Below are 17,036 nucleotides of genomic sequence, written 5' to 3'. Positions count from 1 at the left end.
TCACAAACCCATCTTATGCAAAATCACATTAGGATATTGCGCCATGGCAGTTTTTATATTTTTTGCCGCTGCCGCATGGACATGGGTCATTTCTTCCGATTTCCTGTTTTTTGCGGATTGGTTGGCGTTTCGGCTTTTCGCCGTCTTCTTTCGGATTCACCGCTTGTCCTTTTGCCACTTCTTCACGTTCCAAGTTGCTGCGGATTTGTGCTTTCATCGCATATCTTGTCACGTCTTCGCGGATGGCGGCAACCATATCTTCAAACATCGCGAAACCTTCTTGCTCATACTCACGCAACGGATCTGTTTGTCCATAAGCGCGGAGGTGGATACCTTGACGCAATTGGTCCATTGCGTCGATATGGTCAATCCATTTCGTATCGATGGAACGGAGCAAGATGACTTTCTCGAACTCGCGCATGCGCTCAGGCGTCAATTCTTGTTCTTTTTCGTTATAGCGTTCAATCACTTTATCGTAAATGAACTCGATCATTTCTTCAGGGGATTTATCTTGAAGATCGTTCACCGTAATCTCGCCTTCATCGAGGAGATTGGCTTTGATATAATCTTCCATCGCCTTGAAGTTCCAGTCATCTTTATTGCCTGCCGTATGCGTATGCACCATGTTTTCGATGGATTCGCGGATCATGTTTTCCACCAGTTCGCGCATGTTTTCGGATTCCAACACCGCGTTCCGCTCTTTGTAAATCACTTCCCGTTGTTGGCGCAACACTTCATCGTATTGCAACAAACGTTTACGGGCATCGAAGTTGTTGCCTTCCACGCGTTTTTGGGCGGATTCCACCGCTTTGGACACCATTCTTGACTGGATCGGCTGGGAATCGTCCATCCCCAATTTCGTCATCATGGCTTTCATGCTGTCGGAACCGAAGCGGCGCATCAAATCATCTTCAAGGGACAAATAGAATTGGGATACCCCAGGATCCCCCTGACGTCCGGAACGACCGCGCAACTGGTTGTCAATACGTCTGGATTCGTGGCGTTCTGTCCCGATGACCGCAAGTCCGCCAAGCTCTTTAACCCCTTCGCCGAGCTTGATGTCCGTACCACGGCCGGCCATGTTGGTCGCGATGGTCACGGCGCCTTTTTGTCCGGCTTGGGCGATAATTTCCGCTTCCCGTTCATGGTTTTTCGCATTCAATACGTTATGCGGAATTTTATGTTTTTTCAACATCTCTGAAATGATTTCAGAGGTTTCAATGGCCACCGTACCCACAAGCACCGGTTGCCCTTTGGCATGGCGTTCCGCAATGTCTCTGACCACCGCTTCAAATTTCCCTTTCATTGTGGCATAAATGAGATCCGGTTTGTCGATACGGGCAACCGGTTTGTTTGTCGGAATCACCACAACGTTCATATTGTAGATATTGCGGAATTCCTCTTCTTCCGTTTTCGCTGTACCGGTCATACCGGCCAATTTTTTGTACATACGGAAGTAGTTTTGGAAGGTAATCGTTGCCATTGTCATGGATTCGTTTTGGATTTCCACGCCTTCCTTCGCTTCAATCGCCTGATGAAGCCCGTCGGAATAACGGCGTCCTTTCATCAAACGGCCAGTGAAGCTGTCGACGATGATGACTTCCCCGTCTTGCACCACATAGTCCACATCCCGGTGCATCGCCACATGGGCTTTCAAGGATTGGTTGATGGCATGGAGCAAGCGGACATGGGACAAATCGTACAAGTTGTCGATACCGAACGCTTTTTCCGCTTTCGTAATACCGCTTTCCGTAAGTGTAACGGTTTTTGTCGTTTCATCATACGTGTAATCTTCATCTTTTTTGAGCATGCGGACGAAAGCATTCGCCTGAACATAAAGTTTGGCGGAACGCCCTGCATGTCCGGAAATGATCAACGGTGTTCTCGCTTCATCGATTAAGATGGAGTCCACCTCGTCGACAATGGCGAAGTTTAATGGCCGTTGCACTTTATCCTCTTTATAAAGCACCATGTTGTCGCGCAAATAGTCGAAACCAAGTTCATTATTGGTGCTGTATGTAATGTCCGCTGCATAAGCCGCGCGTTTTTCTTCTTTCGTCAAGCTGTTCAAGTTGAGCCCAACCGTCAAACCTAAAAATTCATACAGTTTGCCCATTTCTGTGGCGTCACGTTTTGCCAGGTATTCATTGACTGTCACCACATGGACACCTTCGCCTGGAAGGGCATTCAAATAAACAGCCATTGTGGAAGTCAATGTTTTCCCTTCCCCGGTTTTCATTTCAGCGATGTTTCCGTCATGCAACACCGCGGCCCCCATCACTTGCACGCGATAAGGGTACAAGCCGAGCACTCTTCGCGCGGCTTCACGGCAAACAGCGAAAGCTTCAGGCAACAAGTCGTCCAAACTTTCACCGTTTTGATAACGCGCTTTGAATTCCTCTGTTTTATTGCGAAGTTCTTCATCAGAAAGCTTTTCCATTTGTGGAGCCAATGCATCCACTTCATCCGCGATTTTATTCAACCGTTTCAATTCTTTTTTGTTTACATCAAATAATTTATTTAAAATATTTGCCATCGAAAATCTTCACTTCCCATTCAGTCTTAACTTTCATTTTATCATTCGTGGAATATTGGTGCAAATAAGCGCCATTGTTTTAAAGAAGTTGTCAGATTTAATCGGGAGAAAGATGACAGTATGAACCACAATTATTATTGCTCAAAAGACAATAAATTGGAAGGGAGAAAATGAATGGAAATGGATTGGGGGAATGGGGATTCTCACAAATAAGAAAAGCAGTTTATGCCGGGACACCAACACACACTGCCTTTCACCAATTAAACTTCCGTTATTTGCACTTCCTCTTCCCCATACAGCTTATAAGCGCGATGATCAATCATTCCAGGGGCATATTCGAAAGGAATGAAGCGTTTGATGCCCGCTGTGACAAACTTTTTGGCATTCGCCACCGCTTCTTCAATCGGTTTTCCTTTCGCCAGTTCCGCCGTGATGGCTGCCGAATAGGAACAACCTGCGCCATTAGTATGGATGGTATCAATTCGAGGGGCTTCCAATCGGATCATTTTATTCCCATCGTACAAAATGTCCACTGCCGGCCCTTCAAGACGGCCGCCTTTCACAAGCACATATTTTGGACCGAGCTGCAGAAGGTCTCTTGCCGCGTCCTGCAAATCCCCGATGGAGTTGATTTCCTGGCCGCCGAGCAAATAAGTGGCTTCCGGCATATTCGGCGTAATGATGGTCGCCTGTGGAATCAGCTTCGTTTTGAGCGTTTCCATCGCATCAAAATCAAGGAGTGGCGAGCCGAATTTCCCGAACATCACCGGATCGACGACGATGTTTTCGATTGAAGCGGTTTCCAGCCAATTTGCCACCAATTCAATGATTTCCTTTGAAAAGAGCATGCCGGTTTTCAATGCATCGATGTCCTCTTGTTCATTGATGATGAGAAGTTGCGCTTCGATGGCATCTAAAGGCTGGATGAACAAGCCTTGTTCTTTGCTTGGATGTTTGGCGTTGATGGCAGTGATGGCCGTAAACCCGTACACCCCAAGTTCCTGGAAGGTTTTCAAATCCGCCTGGATGCCGGCACCACTGCGGGCCGCTGCTCCTGCCACTGTACATGCTTTAGGTAATGTCATGACTTTTGCTCCTTTTGTCAAACCCTAGTAGAATTTTTAATTTATTTTAATTCTTTTATGGCATGGATGAAAATATTCAAAACCGGCAATTTGTATAAGGTCAGATGGAGGAGGCAGGAAAAGGCCAAATGCCTGCATCTCCAAAAGGGCACCAATCATGGAATTTCCACATATACTAATGGGCACCCATCAAAGCCACTACGCTACGGAAGAAGGTTGTCCATTGTCAGAAAGGAAAAATCCATCCGTTTCCTATATACTTCTTGCCTTGTTAATCATCATTTGGGGTGTGAGCTGGCCCATCTATAAACATGGGGTTCAATTTATGCCTCCGCTCCTCTTCGCCGGCATCCGTTCCTTTATCGCGGGAATCCTCCTGTTCATATTCGCGTGGAAATCGCGGCATTTGATCCGGTTCAAAGAACATTGGAAGTTTTACGTCATCTCGGCAATTTTAAATAATATCCTTTACCTTGGCCTGCAAACGGTCGGGATGGTGTATTTGCCGGGGGGACTGTTTTCCGTGCTTGTCTACATCCAGCCGGTGCTGCTCGGCATTTTGTCCTGGTGGCTTTTGAATGAACAGATGACCATCGCCAAAATGGCAGGCCTGGTGCTCGGCTTTACCGGGATTGTGCTGGTGAGCATGGATGGCTTGATGATCCATCTCTCGGCCATCGGGGTGATTCTCGCCCTTGCCACGGCACTTGCTTGGGCCAGCGGGGTCATTTTTGTCAAGAAATTAAAAACCCGCATCGATTTCTATTGGATGGTCGTGATGCAATTGATCCTTGGCGGCGGAACGCTTCTCCTTTCCGGGTACTTCTTTGAAGGCGTCCATGCAATCGTTTGGAACGTAGATTTGATCAGCACCATCGTTTGGGGCGGAACGGCAGGAATGGCTGCGGGGCAAGTGATTTATTTTAAACTGATGAATGAAGGGGAAGCAAGCAAAGTCGGCGCCTATACGTTTTTAGTGCCGATCATCTCCGTCTTCGTCAGTGCCATCTTTTTGGATGAAGCCATCACTAAAAATTTGTTTATCGGGATGATGTTGGTCGGTTCAAGCATTTATTTGGTGAATCGCAACATCGGAACGGGGGCAGCTACTGGTCATCACTTGAAGAATAACAGATAAGGGGACTTCTCCATTTCAAGCCGGGGATAAGGGAAAGTGTTTCATGGGGGAGCAGACATAATATTTAAGTGCTGTACGAATTTTGGGGGCTAACCCAAAAACTTTAGGGGATGCTATACGATTTTGGGCGGCTAACCCAAAAACTTTAGGGGCGGCTGTACGTGCTGCGGCGCTTGTGCAGCAGTGTGGCACAACCTTCAGGGGAGCGCTGTACGATTTTGCGGTGGCTTGTGTGGAAGTATGAAGCGCAACCTTCAGGGGCGGCTGTACGTGCTGCGGCGGCTTGTGTGGAAGTATGAAGCGCAACCTTCAGGAGCCTCCGTAATGACTGCGGCAGCTTATGTGAAAGCATGTCACACCCCTTCTCTGAACCCCCCCATGCATTATCGTTAATGTGAAAAAGCTCCCTGCTGACATGCAGCAGAGAGCTTGGATTCGGTTTGGGAAAAGAATTAAGTTGTTTCGATTAAGCCGTATTTTCCGTCCTTGCGTCTGTAAACGATGTTAGTGCTGTTTGTTTCCGCATCAGTGTAAATATAGAAGTCATGGCCGAGCAGGTTCATTTGAAGGATGGCTTCGTCTTCGTCCATTGGTTTCAAATCAAATTGTTTTGTACGAACGATTTCAAATTCTTCTTCTTTTCCGTTTTCATGATTGTTTGGAACAGAAGTGCCGGCGAAGTAAACGCCTACACCTTCACGGTCACGGAGCTTGCGGTTGACTTTTGTTTTATGTTTACGGATTTGACGTTCAAGTTTATCTACAATCAAGTCAATTCCTGCATACATATCTTCATGACGTTCTTCGGCACGGAGCGTTAAGTTTTTCAACGGAATTGTTACTTCCACTTTCGCTTTCTTGTCATTGTATACTTTCAAGTTTACATTGGCAGTTGCGTTAACTCCTTCATTGAAATATTTTTCAATTTTCTGAACTTTGTTGATAACGTACTCTCGAATTGCTGGAGTTACTTCAATGTTCTCACCGCGAATGTTAAAGTTTAGCATGTAAACTCCTCCTTTACTTACCCTATGTAAATTATATTCTACATAAGTTTGCAAATTCCTTCTATAATTTATGTGATGTTTTTAGGAATTCGACAAATTTTCAAAATCCAAAAAAGGAATGAATAAATCAAGGAAAATTGGACAAAGATGCCCTTCCATGACCGATTTCAACCGCCATTGATCTGTCATCCGCAACCGGAATACAACTGCCGAAATCCTTCAGTGCTTATAACGTTTATACCCTAAGTACATACGGACAAACACCCTTTGCTAAAAATTACTGTATATTAATAAAAAGATTGGATCCATACCTGGAGCATTGTCGAAACATCTTTCCTTTTTCCGCTAATTTACATACAGGAAATGCGAAGGTGCGCATCAGGGAACTTTCCATTTTTCCTGATTTATAAAACGCCTTGCAGCCAAACAGAAGGATGCAAAGCGTTTTTATGGGGAAATAGGAAACACGCAGGATATTTCAAAGCGATCTACACTTGTTGCACATTTTGAAATTGCTGTTGGCGGTTCAGCTTGATGACCTCTTTCCAAGTATCGCGGAACTCTGTTGCCAGCCCAATCACTTCATCCACCATTTCGGTGTCGTTTTTTATATTCGCTTCAACCAGGCGGCGGTTCATGTATTCATATAATGGATAAATTTGTTTGGATATTTCATATTCCATGTTGAGCGTAACCATTAATTCCGTAATGATATTTTGGGCTTTTTGAAGATTCGTATTTTTCTCTTCAATGTTTTTTTCTTCCATTGCCTTTTTCGCCAAATTTAAAAATTTAATGCAGCCGTTGTAAAGCATTAATGTCAATTCCCCAGGAGATGCAGTGTTCACACTGTTTTGTTTGTACGCCTTGTAAGCGTTAAGTTGAAACGACATATACGACTCCCCTTTTAAACGTACATATAAAGAACTACGATTATTTTACTATCATTTTATCATATTTTTGGTATTTTGTAGATATTTTATCTTGATACTGTAAATGGATGATCCGTAATGTATTGTCGTTCCAGCCCCTCTGTTCCGGACATTTTACATAAAGAAAAAAGAGATACTAATGAATCTAGTACCTCCTAAAATATCCGAACCTGACTAACCAAGAAGATTTAAAACCCCGGAAGATTGTTGATTGGATTGGGCCAACACGGCTTGCACCGCCTGAGATAAAATGCTGTATTTCACTTGTTTCAACATTTCGCTTGCTATATCTGCATCCCTTATACGGGATTCGGATGCGGTCATATTTTCATTATAGTTCACTACATTATTCGCGATATGGTCCAGGGAATTTTGATACACCCCAAATTTTGCCCGCTCATCCGAGATGATTTGAATGGCAATATCTATTTTTCCAATTGCTTGACTCGCATGATTCCTGGACTTTTCAACTCTTAAACTCGCCGTTGTGGCATCCGTCAAATCGACAATAAATTCATTTCCCGAATTTGGGCCGACTTGCAAAATTAAACCTAATACAGAATTTTGTTTAGTCGCTTCAGAACCCGAGTCGCTACCACTGTCTGCATCATCAGAAGGAGAGAATCAAGATCATAGGGTCCTGAGATATAAATCCCTGAATTATTGGTAACGGCATCTCCGACCGCAATGAAATGATCCCCCATAGAGACAACGTCATATAATCCGTTATTCCAGTAATTTGAAGGCACACGGATCCAGGTTTCGCCATCCAAAGAAATTGCGTGGCCCAACGTTTCTGAACCAACTATCACAAAATGCCCACCTGTCCATCGAACTTTATTTAACGGAGAATTGGTGATTGAAGGGCCTATAAATTCAGTATCATCCGACCAATTAATCCCATCCGTGGAATAATAGATCTTGCCAAGTGTCCCATAACCAGTAACGGCGACATATTTTCCATTGCCATACGCGACACTTGAAAACGTTCCAGATATAGGCTTGCGGAATTCCCAAATCACCCCGTCACTTGAGACGCCGGTCAATGATGTGCCGGAAACAAAGAATTCATCGGTTTCTTCATTCCATATGACATCCACTATTCTTCGATTCGTCCCATCATTGGGGACCGCCATTTCATCCCATGTTTTCAAATCGGTTGAAGAATACATGGTCATATAAATTTTCAAGTTGTTCCCGTATGCGCCCGTCTGTTTCCAGCCAACCGCGACATAGGCACTTCCATTCGAAGCAATGCTCGAAATTTCTATACCTGTATACGGACTTTCGAGCACAATATCCGGAATGGTTTGTTTCCATTCGTAAGCATCTTCAGAGACAAAAACGCCTCCTTGATTACTCACCGCAACAAATTGCCGGTTATCTTCATCCCACACGACATCCTTGAAGTAGTTCGACCCAAGAGTGATTTCATCGCCATCCATGTTTTTCAGGACAGCCCCTTTCGACCAATTGGTGCCGTCATATCGGATGACCCCATCTTGTCCAACAATGACTAATAGGTCCCCATTATACTCGACACCATAGTGATCCCAAAGTATATTAATACCGAGTTCCTCTTGCCGTATGTGATAAAACCGCATCGGCACCAGATTGGCAGGCAAATCCTCCTCATCAATGGGAGGAATCAGCAGTTCATCATCAATGGATTGGAAATATTGATCGTAATAAGAAGGGTCCTTCTTCACGTTCAACAAGTGGATTCCATTAAAATTTGTATTTTTGGCAATATTGTCTATACTTTGTTTCAATTGATCGATTTCATTTTGCACTAATTGGCGGTCTTCCTTTGTCAAAGTATCATTTGCGGCTTGGACACTTAATTCCCTCATCCGATGCAACAGGGAATGGATTTCATGTAAACCGCCTTCTGCTACATCAACAAGGGAGATTCCATCTTGAATATTTTTGCTTGCCATTTGGAGGCCGCGGATCTGCCCTCTCATTTTTTCCGAAATGGCCAATCCTGCCGCATCGTCTCCAGCCCTGTTTACCTGGAAACCGGACGATAATTTTTCCAACACTTTCGATTGGGCATTATGATTCCGAGTCTGGTGCCCGATAATGTTGATTGACACAATATTATGATGAATAATCAAATGCATTCTCCCCTTCGAATATGAAACAACGCCCATCCCATGTACAAGTTAAACTGATATGATGCCTGTGCGAATTCGTGTATTTTGTTATAAAAATTTGTTTGAATTTCTTTGAATAAAAAAGGGCACAACATTAACAAAAAGAAGTTGGAAAAGCGATATTCCCTTACAAGGTGAATCGAATGAATAAAATTTGCCCCATAATCCACCGATACGCATTGGATTCAATAGAAAAACCCCTTACATCCTAAAGTCGAATGTAAGGGGTCTTTGAGGGGAAATAAAATAAGGAACTGTTTCAAAAACAACTTACACTTGTTGTACGTTTTGATAATGCTGTTGGCGATTCAATTTAATGACCTCTTTCCAAGTGTCACGGAACTCAGTAGCAAGCCCGATCACTTCTTCCACAATCTCCGGATCATTTTTGATGTTTGCTTCCACTAATCGGCGATTCATATATTCATATAATGGAAGAATTTGTTTTGAAATTTCATAATCCATATTGAGTGTAACCATCAGTTCGTTAATGATATTTTGGGCTTTCTGAAGATTGACATTTTTTTCTTCCATGTGTTTTTCTTCGATGGCTTTTTTTGCCACATTCAAAAATTTAATGCAGCCATTGTATAGCATAAGCGTCAATTCGCCTGGGGAAGCGGTGTTGATGCTGTTTTGTTTATAAGCGTTGTATGCAGTATTTTGTAATGCCATGTAAGACTCTCCTTTTTGGAAATAACCGGATTGCTATAAAAAGCAATCCGCATTATTTTCTTTTGTCGTAATATCTGCCATCCATTGCCTGTACACTCGCATATGGATTGATATATTGCTTTTCATATTTCTTGGTATCGTTGAATTTTTTTAAATCCGCCTTGACTTCATTGAACAAAAGATCCAACCTTTCCCGGATCCCTTTGTCCAACTTATATAAAGTGACATGGGTTTCATCGGTTTCATCATATTGAAAATTTTGTTCCCGCAGTTGCTTCACAAGTGTTCCCCGTTCATCCAGCAACCCATTGACTTCATCAATGTATTCGGTCCTTTCCTCGCCGGAAGGGAACGCGGATAAATGCTTGTAAAGTTTCGCTGACACTTGCAGCAATTGTTGAATTAAGTCCATTGAACGACTCTCCTGACAAAAAGCATAAGTATCTGATTAGTACGATGGCATAAACAGACTCGATTGCATATTGGCTTTATTGATGGCTTCTTCCATTCTTGTAAATTGATTATAATAACGTTCTTCGATAGCTTTTAAACGGTCTTTCCATGCTTCAATTTGATCATCCAACGAACTGATGGTTCTGCCAAGGGAATAAGTATTATCGGCAAAAGAAGTTTTACCCGCTTTGTCATCAATTTGTTTACTTGCCGTATCCACGGCTGTACGCAATTTTGCAACAACGCCATTTTCGGAATCGGTGAAAAGTTTTACCACCGCTTCCGGATCCTTGGCAATGGCTTCTTTCAGTTTGTCCTCATCCAATTGAAGTTTTCCGCCATCCGTATAAGTGGCAGTGGTTGTAACACCGATATTGAACAAACCTTTGAATGGATTATTTTCACTGACCGTATAAATCGCATTCCGCATTCCGGAAAGCGCCGTGCTGAGGATGGTGTCATTCCGCAACAACCCTTGTTTTGCCTTCTCTTCCCATTTTTTAATCTGCTCTTCGGTCATTTCCGCTTTCTGCGCATCAGTCAACGGCGGATAATTCAAATTTTTCTTTTCTTTTAACGGCGTGTTGATACTTTCAATAATTTCGTTATACATGTTAACGAATGATTTGATTTTTTCAACCATGCCGTCCGTATCAATGGAAGAAGAAATGGTAACCGTGCCATTATAATTTGGATCATTGGCCTGATTGAATGTCTGTTTCAATGTAATTGAATATCCCGACTCTTTGATGGAATTGGATGTGCTTTCCTTTTGGATGCCGTTGATTGTGTAGATGGCATTCGTTCCATTAGCAACGAATTTTGAAGAGCCTGAAGTGAATCCAAGAACGTTAAATAAATTTTCATTATCCTCTTTGATCTGAATGGCGCCTCCTGCCACACTGCCTGTAGCATTGGCAGTGATGGACATCTGGCCGTTGCCGAATACAACCGTAACCCCTGCACCGGAAGTATTGATGGACTTCACCAAATCTTCGATGGTATCCGAGCTGGAATAGTTGATTTTTGTATCCTTCATCGAGCCGTCACTTTGGATGACACTTAAAGTGAACGATCCATTGGTTTCACTAAAATTTTTTATATCTTTTAAAAGCGTAGCGGAATTGGCTTTAATATTGATTGTTGCTTCCTCGTTGCTTTCGGATAACGTATTGCCATCAACCGAAAATCCCAGTTTCATAAAAAAATTAGGGTTGTTTTCGACTATTACCGAATCGCTTCCAAGGGATAATTTTCCATTAGTTATCTTTGCATTTGTTAAGCCTGCATCTTTTAATTTGGAAAGCAGCGTATCAATGGTATCGTCTTTTGTATAAGTGATCGTTTTCCCTTCATCTTCGCCATTCAATTTGATCGTAAAGCTGCCTGTGCCTTCGGAGCTTCCATTAATTCCGAAATCGGATAATTTATGTTGGCCGTTAATGGCGGATGTCATCAATTGACTTCCCAATTTGGATGCGGATGTCGCCAGTTGGGAAACGGAAGAGAGATTCAACGTTCCGACAGCCGTATTGTCTGCTGTGACGCTGACTTTGCTTCCGTCGCTGACGGATGTTTTGCGGACAAGCAAACTTTTTTGCAAACCGAATTGGTCGAAAAGGTTTTTGGAAAATGTCTCCAACTTCAAGTCGATCTCACGATAAGCATCCCGTTGCCATTCGTATTTTTGTTTTTGTTGCTGAAGTTTTTCCATTTTGGCACTTTCAGCTTTCATGAGCTTTTCTACAATCGAATCGATATCCATCCCTGAAGAAAGTCCAGACAAACGTTTATTGGCTGTCTGCAAATAGGAATAAGATGACGTTGAAGAAACTGAGTCTGCCATTGTAACCCCTCCTTAAATTTTTTCGTCTATGATCATTCCCACGAGTTTTTGCATTTCATAAAAGGCATCAAGCAGCTTTTTCGGCGGAATTTCTTTGATGACTTCCTGTGTTTGCAGATCGATGACCGTAACATAGTAGCGTTCCAACTCATCATGGTAAACAAATCTGGTGCTGCGATGATTGATTTCCAGAAATTCGTTCATGGAATTGACTGCCTGCTCGATTTTTTCTTTTGAAATTTCGATACGGTCTTCTTTCGCAATGCCCGGATTTTCCGAATCTACTTGCGCTCCGACTTTTTCCAAAGGGGCATTATCGTTCGTTTTTACAACCTGTGAAACTTCAACAGCTGATTTTGCTGAAATTTGCATACATCTTCCTCCTTGAATGAAACCGAACAAAAGAGAATTTTTCTAATAGTTATATCGGATGGTTCACAAAAATTTATACTGTTTGACAAAAAAGTGGATAAAAAAATAAAATGCGTACAATCTATCGTACGCATTACCAATATGTAGTCTGTCCTAAAAAATGCTCAGAAGGTTCAACAATACAAGGATCATCTTTATTTTTTATTATTGCTTTTAAATGCCTATTACCTTATTGCTCAGTTTCAATAATTGCTACATCTTTCGTATTACTAAGCTTTTTCTCTTTGTTTCAATAATTGTTCACAAATCAAAAAATCTAATTCGGTATCAATATCAAATGAATTTTCTCTACACATAATAAATGCTTTTGTATTTTGGGTCAGGAATGATTTTTCCTCTAATAACTTCTCTACCTTCGCAATATATAATGCTCCATTTAACATATAAACTGGAGGCAAATCTTGTCTTCTAGTTGCCACTTCCTCTTGTTTTATTAAAGGATTCATTTGACCACTTTTTTCTACATTGTACATCCAATAAGGACTTTTTTCAGCATGTGTTACACTGACACAAAAGTCTAATTTTTTATTTAATAGGAATTCAATACAACCATCAATATCCTCAACAGTTCTTAGAGGAGATGTAGGCTGTAATAATAACACATAATCATACCCTGGACATTTTTCAATTGCATGAAGAACTGGTTCTATACCAGGTGTATTATCCTGAGCTAATTCAATTGGTCGAACAAAAGGAACTTCACAACCATATTTTTTGGCCGCTTCAATGATTTCTTCATCTTCTGACGATAATATTAAACGCGTAATATATTTGGATTTCTTTGCTTCTTCAATAGTCCAAGCGATTAAGGGCTTACCTGCTAAATCTCGGATATTTTTGCGTGGTACACCTTTTGAACCTCCACGAGCTGGAATAATAGCTAAAATTTTCGGCTGCATTCATAACGCTCCTTAAATTCTAAATTGGCTCTTTCAAAATCATCCATTCTCCCGATGTCCAACCAATATTCTCTAATTGGAAAAACCGTTGTCTTTTTTTCTTCGTCTAATAATTTTTGAAATAACTCCGGCATATCATAAAATTGATTTTTAGGTATGTATTCTAATGTTTCGGGATTTAAAACATAAATACCAGCATTTACAAAACTTTTATGTATTGGTTTTTCTTTTATGGATATTAATCTTGCTCCATCAGTTTCAATTACACCATATGGTATTTGGTATTCATATTCTCGTACACACATTGTTGCCAAAGATTCATTCTCCATATGATAATGAATCAATTGTTCAAAATTTACTTGTGTTAATAAATCTCCGTTCATTACAAAAAAAGGTTTTAATGGTTTTATAGGTAATAATGATAGAGCGCCAGCAGTCCCCATTCTTTTTGTTTCTTCTATATAAGAAATATTCACATCAAATGCTCCACCATTTTGAAAGTAATTTTGAATCACTTCTTTTTTATAGTTGACACTTAAAATAAAATTTGTAAATCCACATTGTTTAAATCCTTCTATAATTGTTTCCAAAATGGGTTTCCCCCCAACTTGCAACATTGGTTTAGGGATTTCATTTGTTAGAGGTCTTAATCTAGTCCCTAAACCGCCAACCATTAATACTACTAAATTATCATTATTAGAAACTGCTTTATCAAGGAATAAAATATCGATAATTCTATTGTTTTTATCAACAATAGGAAGCTGTTTAAGTTTTTTTTCCCTCATTACTCGAAAATATTTATTTCTAGATTGTCCAACTAAAGCAGTAATAGGGGAAGGATTCATTACTTCTGTAATTTTCACATCTAAAGAATCCCCCCGTAAAATACTTCTACGTATATCTCCATCCGTCACAGTTCCTAATAGTCTACCATTTACATCTACTACTACTGCAAATTGTAGCGTAGACTGATCAATTATTTTCATTGTTTCTAAAAGGGTATTGTTTTCACTAACAATAATTGACTTCCAATCTTTCATTCATCTCACTTCCTTTGCAGGCACACCTACCGCTTTTACATCATGATTAATATCATGAATAACAACAGCTCCAGCACCAACCAAACAATTATTTCCTATACGAATATTTTGAATAATCGAAGCTCCTGTTCCCACATGGGTTCCATTTCCTATTTTTACTCCACCAGAAAGAGTCGTGCCTGGTGCTAAATGAACGTGGGCACCAATTTCACAATCATGATCAATTTTTGAACCTGTGTTGACAATAGTATTATCGTCAATAATAGTATTTGTTTGAATAATTGCACCTGCCATAATTTGAACACCTTGTCCCAACTTTACAGATGGAGCAAGAATTGCAGATGGGTGAATTACATTAACAAAGGTATAATCCTCATTTATAAATAATTCAAATATTTTCCGTCTAAAATCATTAACACCAACAGATCCAATTCCTAATACTAATTCCACTTCTTTTGAATCATATTTTAAAATCTTTTCATCATTTCCTAAATAAGGTATACCGAACTGATTTTCTTCTTTTTTTGGGGCTGTAAAACCAATAATGTTGCGATTTTGACTCAATAATATCTCTGTTAAAACAGAAGCATGACCGCCATTTCCAAGAATAATTATTGGCTTATTCATCGATTAAATCGTCCTTTTTATATGATTTTTTAGAAATTTTTCCAATATAAGACCAATAGTATTTAGAAGGAATTCCGCTGCCAGGTCGTTTAATAGTTAAATTGCCTTTATTAAAAACTTCACCAGCTTTAATTGATTTTTTAGCCACTAAACTTTTTCGAGCTGCTTTCCTGTTTTCAAGCTCGATAAATGATGGTTCTTTTTTTCCTGTTCCTAATGCCAATTCTACTTCTCTTATACTTTTTACCATTTCTTTTAATTCATCAGGCTCCAATGAAGCAAGATGATCTGGACCTTCCATTGTTCGATCAAGGGTAAAATGTTTTTCAATCACTCTTGCACCTAATGCTGTTGCAGCAATCGGAACCGATATTCCTTTCGAATGATCCGATAATCCCACTGGTAATTCAAATTCCTTTTCCATTTGCTCCATTGCCTTTAAATTGATAGTTTCAAATGGTGCTGGATATTCAGTGGTACAATGCAAAATTGTTACATATGTTTTCAAAATATTTTTTGCTTCTTGTGTTTTATAAAATTCATTGACCCGTTCCAATGAAACAAAATCTTTTGGATTGGCAAAACCAAATGCGATAAATGCCAAAGCTTCATGAATTTCATCTATCGTCGCCATTCCGGTGGATAAAATAATAGGCTTTTGCTTTGTTGCAATATAATGAATAAGCGGTAAATTTGTTAACTCTCCAGAAGGTATTTTGGCAATTGAAATCTTCAAATCATCGAAAAGAAAATCGACACTCTCAAAATCAAAGGGTGTCGATAAAAATTCAATATTTTGAGTCTTGCAATATTCTTGCAACTGAGCAAATTCATCGAAGCTCAATTCCAATTGTTTCAGCATTTCAAATTGAGAAGTCGCTTCACCTAAATTTTCAATTTGATAATTTGCTTGTTGTGCGGTTTTTGTTACAAGATTTTCAGTTTTAAAGGTTTGGAATTTTACGGCATCTGCACCAGCCATTTTGGCAACATCCACTAATTTTTTTGCAATTTCAAGTGAACCGTTATGATTCACTCCTGCTTCGGCAATAATATAAATTTTATTCATTTATCATAAAACTCCTTAACGATATAAAAATTTTCAATACTTTTTAATATATCCATGATTTTTAAAGATGCTTTTCCATTACCGTATATTTGCTCATAAGGTCCTTTAAAATGTAATGCTTTATCTATAGTTTGTAGTAACATTTCATATTCCGGCTTTGAATCGAATACAGAATTTGGACGTTCTCTTCCCGCCTGCCTATTCCCAATATTCACACTTGGTGTATGTAAATATGGCGCTTCTATTAGTGCACTGGAAGAATTACCAATCACTAATTCTGCATATTTCATTGCACTTAAATAACGTAGCTGCCCTAACGAATCAAATAAATATGCATTTTTATTTTTCTCTACAAACTTAAAAATTTGTTGATTAATAAATCTACCCCCGTTATCCGCATTGGATTTTGTAAAAACTAAATTTTTATCTTTATAACGTTCCAACACCTTGAGTAATACTCCAATCCCTGATATATCTCCATTCGTTTCTGGATGATAGGTTATTAAAAAAAGTTCTTTGTTCGTATCTAAATTTAATTCAGAAAAAAGTTCTTCTTTGTTCATTAATTTTAAATTAATAATGTTATCAACACCTAAAGCTCCTACATTCCAAACTCTACTTGGATGCTCCCCAAGTTGAATTACGCGTTTACGATGGGTTTCACAACTTGTAAAATGCCATGTTGCCATCTTTGTTATTGAATGTCTTATTGCATCATCATAAGCACCGAATGTACATTCTCCCCCGTGTATATGAGCAATTGGAATTTGCATAATTAGAGCAGTTTGGGCAACCGACAACATTTCAAAACGATCTCCTAAAATAATTATTAAATCCGGTTTTAATCTTTCAAACACATCAGCAAAACTAATATTTGCTAAGCCCATCGATTTTACTACTCCCTGAGGGCTATCAGAAGATATAAGAATTTCTACTTTTTCATTAATAAAAAACCCATCTTTTTCTATTTGATGGAAGGTTAGTCCAAATTCAGGTGACAAATGCATACCGGTAGCAACTATTTGTAATTCAAATTCTTCATCTTCTTGTATCCTTTTCATTAAGTTACATAGTAATCCATATTCAGCACGAGTAGCTGTAACTACGCAAATTTTACGTTTCATATTTCGCTCCCGTA

17 protein-coding genes are annotated in these 17,036 nt (G+C 40.0%); 2 read left to right on the top strand and 15 right to left on the bottom strand.

What is annotated here, in order from left to right:
* Positions 1 to 28: 28 nt before the first annotated feature.
* On the bottom strand, positions 29 to 2,536 hold the full coding sequence (gene secA, locus NST13_RS15615) for a preprotein translocase subunit SecA (RefSeq protein ID WP_342581034.1): 2,508 nt from the start codon (positions 2,534 to 2,536) through the stop codon (positions 29 to 31).
* A 260-nt stretch (positions 2,537 to 2,796) separates the two neighbouring features.
* Complete coding sequence (gene thiD, locus NST13_RS15610; RefSeq protein ID WP_342470144.1) at positions 2,797 to 3,621, bottom strand: bifunctional hydroxymethylpyrimidine kinase/phosphomethylpyrimidine kinase; 825 nt, start codon at positions 3,619 to 3,621, stop codon at positions 2,797 to 2,799.
* Positions 3,622 to 3,778: 157 nt separating this feature from the next.
* Here thiD and NST13_RS15605 point away from each other — a divergent pair, with 157 nt between their 5' ends.
* Together NST13_RS15605 and NST13_RS15600 are read left to right on the top strand one after the other, a co-directional pair.
* The gene (locus NST13_RS15605) at positions 3,779 to 4,759 is read left to right on the top strand and encodes a DMT family transporter (protein WP_342470145.1); all 981 of its coding nucleotides are present in this window, start codon (positions 3,779 to 3,781) and stop codon (positions 4,757 to 4,759) included.
* Positions 4,760 to 4,920: 161 nt separating this feature from the next.
* On the top strand, positions 4,921 to 5,058 hold the full coding sequence (locus NST13_RS15600) for a hypothetical protein (protein ID WP_342581033.1): 138 nt from the start codon (positions 4,921 to 4,923) through the stop codon (positions 5,056 to 5,058).
* Positions 5,059 to 5,211: 153 nt separating this feature from the next.
* On the opposite strand, the gene raiA is transcribed toward NST13_RS15600, so the two are convergent.
* The 13 genes from raiA to neuC form a co-directional block, all read right to left on the bottom strand.
* Positions 5,212 to 5,766 (bottom strand): ribosome-associated translation inhibitor RaiA, encoded by a 555-nt coding sequence (raiA, locus tag NST13_RS15595; protein ID WP_342581032.1) that lies wholly within the window; start codon positions 5,764 to 5,766, stop codon positions 5,212 to 5,214.
* A 488-nt stretch (positions 5,767 to 6,254) separates the two neighbouring features.
* Positions 6,255 to 6,659: a flagellar export chaperone FliS gene (gene fliS / locus NST13_RS15590; RefSeq protein ID WP_342470147.1), complete on the bottom strand. Its 405-nt coding sequence runs from the start codon at positions 6,657 to 6,659 to the stop codon at positions 6,255 to 6,257.
* 213 nt (positions 6,660 to 6,872) lie between these two features.
* A complete protein-coding gene (locus NST13_RS15585; protein ID WP_342581031.1) occupies positions 6,873 to 7,241 on the bottom strand; it encodes a flagellin in 369 nt (122 codons plus the stop codon).
* Between the two features lie 8 nt (positions 7,242 to 7,249).
* A complete protein-coding gene (locus NST13_RS15580; RefSeq protein ID WP_342581030.1) occupies positions 7,250 to 8,818 on the bottom strand; it encodes a hypothetical protein in 1,569 nt (522 codons plus the stop codon).
* A gap of 309 nt (positions 8,819 to 9,127) precedes the next feature.
* On the bottom strand, positions 9,128 to 9,532 hold the full coding sequence (gene fliS / locus NST13_RS15575) for a flagellar export chaperone FliS (RefSeq protein WP_342470150.1): 405 nt from the start codon (positions 9,530 to 9,532) through the stop codon (positions 9,128 to 9,130).
* A gap of 52 nt (positions 9,533 to 9,584) precedes the next feature.
* On the bottom strand, positions 9,585 to 9,944 hold the full coding sequence (locus tag NST13_RS15570) for a flagellar protein FliT (RefSeq protein WP_342470151.1): 360 nt from the start codon (positions 9,942 to 9,944) through the stop codon (positions 9,585 to 9,587).
* A gap of 36 nt (positions 9,945 to 9,980) precedes the next feature.
* Positions 9,981 to 11,831, bottom strand: coding sequence for a flagellar filament capping protein FliD (gene fliD, locus NST13_RS15565; RefSeq protein WP_342581029.1), 1,851 nt, complete (start codon positions 11,829 to 11,831; stop codon positions 9,981 to 9,983).
* 12 nt (positions 11,832 to 11,843) lie between these two features.
* On the bottom strand, positions 11,844 to 12,203 hold the full coding sequence (gene flaG / locus NST13_RS15560; RefSeq protein WP_342581028.1) for a flagellar protein FlaG: 360 nt from the start codon (positions 12,201 to 12,203) through the stop codon (positions 11,844 to 11,846).
* A 269-nt stretch (positions 12,204 to 12,472) separates the two neighbouring features.
* The gene (locus NST13_RS15555; protein ID WP_342581027.1) at positions 12,473 to 13,162 is read right to left on the bottom strand and encodes an acylneuraminate cytidylyltransferase family protein; all 690 of its coding nucleotides are present in this window, start codon (positions 13,160 to 13,162) and stop codon (positions 12,473 to 12,475) included.
* The gene (locus NST13_RS15550) at positions 13,144 to 14,202 is read right to left on the bottom strand and encodes a nucleotidyltransferase family protein (RefSeq protein WP_342581026.1); all 1,059 of its coding nucleotides are present in this window, start codon (positions 14,200 to 14,202) and stop codon (positions 13,144 to 13,146) included. Before NST13_RS15550 ends, NST13_RS15555 begins: the two co-directional genes overlap by 19 nt.
* Entirely contained in the window at positions 14,203 to 14,829 is a 627-nt protein-coding gene (locus tag NST13_RS15545; protein ID WP_342581025.1) for an acetyltransferase, read from the bottom strand.
* Positions 14,822 to 15,898 (bottom strand): N-acetylneuraminate synthase, encoded by a 1,077-nt coding sequence (gene neuB / locus NST13_RS15540; protein WP_342581024.1) that lies wholly within the window; start codon positions 15,896 to 15,898, stop codon positions 14,822 to 14,824. Before neuB ends, NST13_RS15545 begins: the two co-directional genes overlap by 8 nt.
* The gene (gene neuC / locus NST13_RS15535) at positions 15,895 to 17,022 is read right to left on the bottom strand and encodes a UDP-N-acetylglucosamine 2-epimerase (protein WP_208651737.1); all 1,128 of its coding nucleotides are present in this window, start codon (positions 17,020 to 17,022) and stop codon (positions 15,895 to 15,897) included. Before neuC ends, neuB begins: the two co-directional genes overlap by 4 nt.
* Between the last annotated feature and the right edge of the window lie 14 nt (positions 17,023 to 17,036).

Source organism: Ureibacillus sp. FSL W7-1570, from assembly GCF_038593265.1.
GTDB classification, from domain to species: domain Bacteria; phylum Bacillota; class Bacilli; order Bacillales_A; family Planococcaceae; genus Ureibacillus; species Ureibacillus suwonensis.
This window is presented reverse-complemented; position numbering and strand designations above follow the sequence as displayed.

What these genes read in the sequence shown, in the direction of transcription:
- thiD (WP_342470144.1), bottom strand. Translation starts at nt 3,621, where the DNA reads ATGACATTACCTAAAGCATGTACAGTGGCAGGAGCAGCGGCCCGCAGT.
- NST13_RS15545 (WP_342581025.1), bottom strand. Translation starts at nt 14,829, where the DNA reads ATGAATAAGCCAATAATTATTCTTGGAAATGGCGGTCATGCTTCTGTT.
- neuB (WP_342581024.1), bottom strand. Translation starts at nt 15,898, where the DNA reads ATGAATAAAATTTATATTATTGCCGAAGCAGGAGTGAATCATAACGGT.
- NST13_RS15550 (WP_342581026.1), bottom strand. Translation starts at nt 14,202, where the DNA reads ATGAAAGATTGGAAGTCAATTATTGTTAGTGAAAACAATACCCTTTTA.
- flaG (WP_342581028.1), bottom strand. Translation starts at nt 12,203, where the DNA reads ATGCAAATTTCAGCAAAATCAGCTGTTGAAGTTTCACAGGTTGTAAAA.
- fliD (WP_342581029.1), bottom strand. Translation starts at nt 11,831, where the DNA reads ATGGCAGACTCAGTTTCTTCAACGTCATCTTATTCCTATTTGCAGACA.
- NST13_RS15570 (WP_342470151.1), bottom strand. Translation starts at nt 9,944, where the DNA reads ATGGACTTAATTCAACAATTGCTGCAAGTGTCAGCGAAACTTTACAAG.
- raiA (WP_342581032.1), bottom strand. Translation starts at nt 5,766, where the DNA reads ATGCTAAACTTTAACATTCGCGGTGAGAACATTGAAGTAACTCCAGCA.
- fliS (WP_342470147.1), bottom strand. Translation starts at nt 6,659, where the DNA reads ATGTCGTTTCAACTTAACGCTTACAAGGCGTACAAACAAAACAGTGTG.
- NST13_RS15555 (WP_342581027.1), bottom strand. Translation starts at nt 13,162, where the DNA reads ATGCAGCCGAAAATTTTAGCTATTATTCCAGCTCGTGGAGGTTCAAAA.
- secA (WP_342581034.1), bottom strand. Translation starts at nt 2,536, where the DNA reads ATGGCAAATATTTTAAATAAATTATTTGATGTAAACAAAAAAGAATTG.
- fliS (WP_342470150.1), bottom strand. Translation starts at nt 9,532, where the DNA reads ATGGCATTACAAAATACTGCATACAACGCTTATAAACAAAACAGCATC.
- neuC (WP_208651737.1), bottom strand. Translation starts at nt 17,022, where the DNA reads ATGAAACGTAAAATTTGCGTAGTTACAGCTACTCGTGCTGAATATGGA.
- NST13_RS15605 (WP_342470145.1), top strand. Translation starts at nt 3,779, where the DNA reads ATGGAATTTCCACATATACTAATGGGCACCCATCAAAGCCACTACGCT.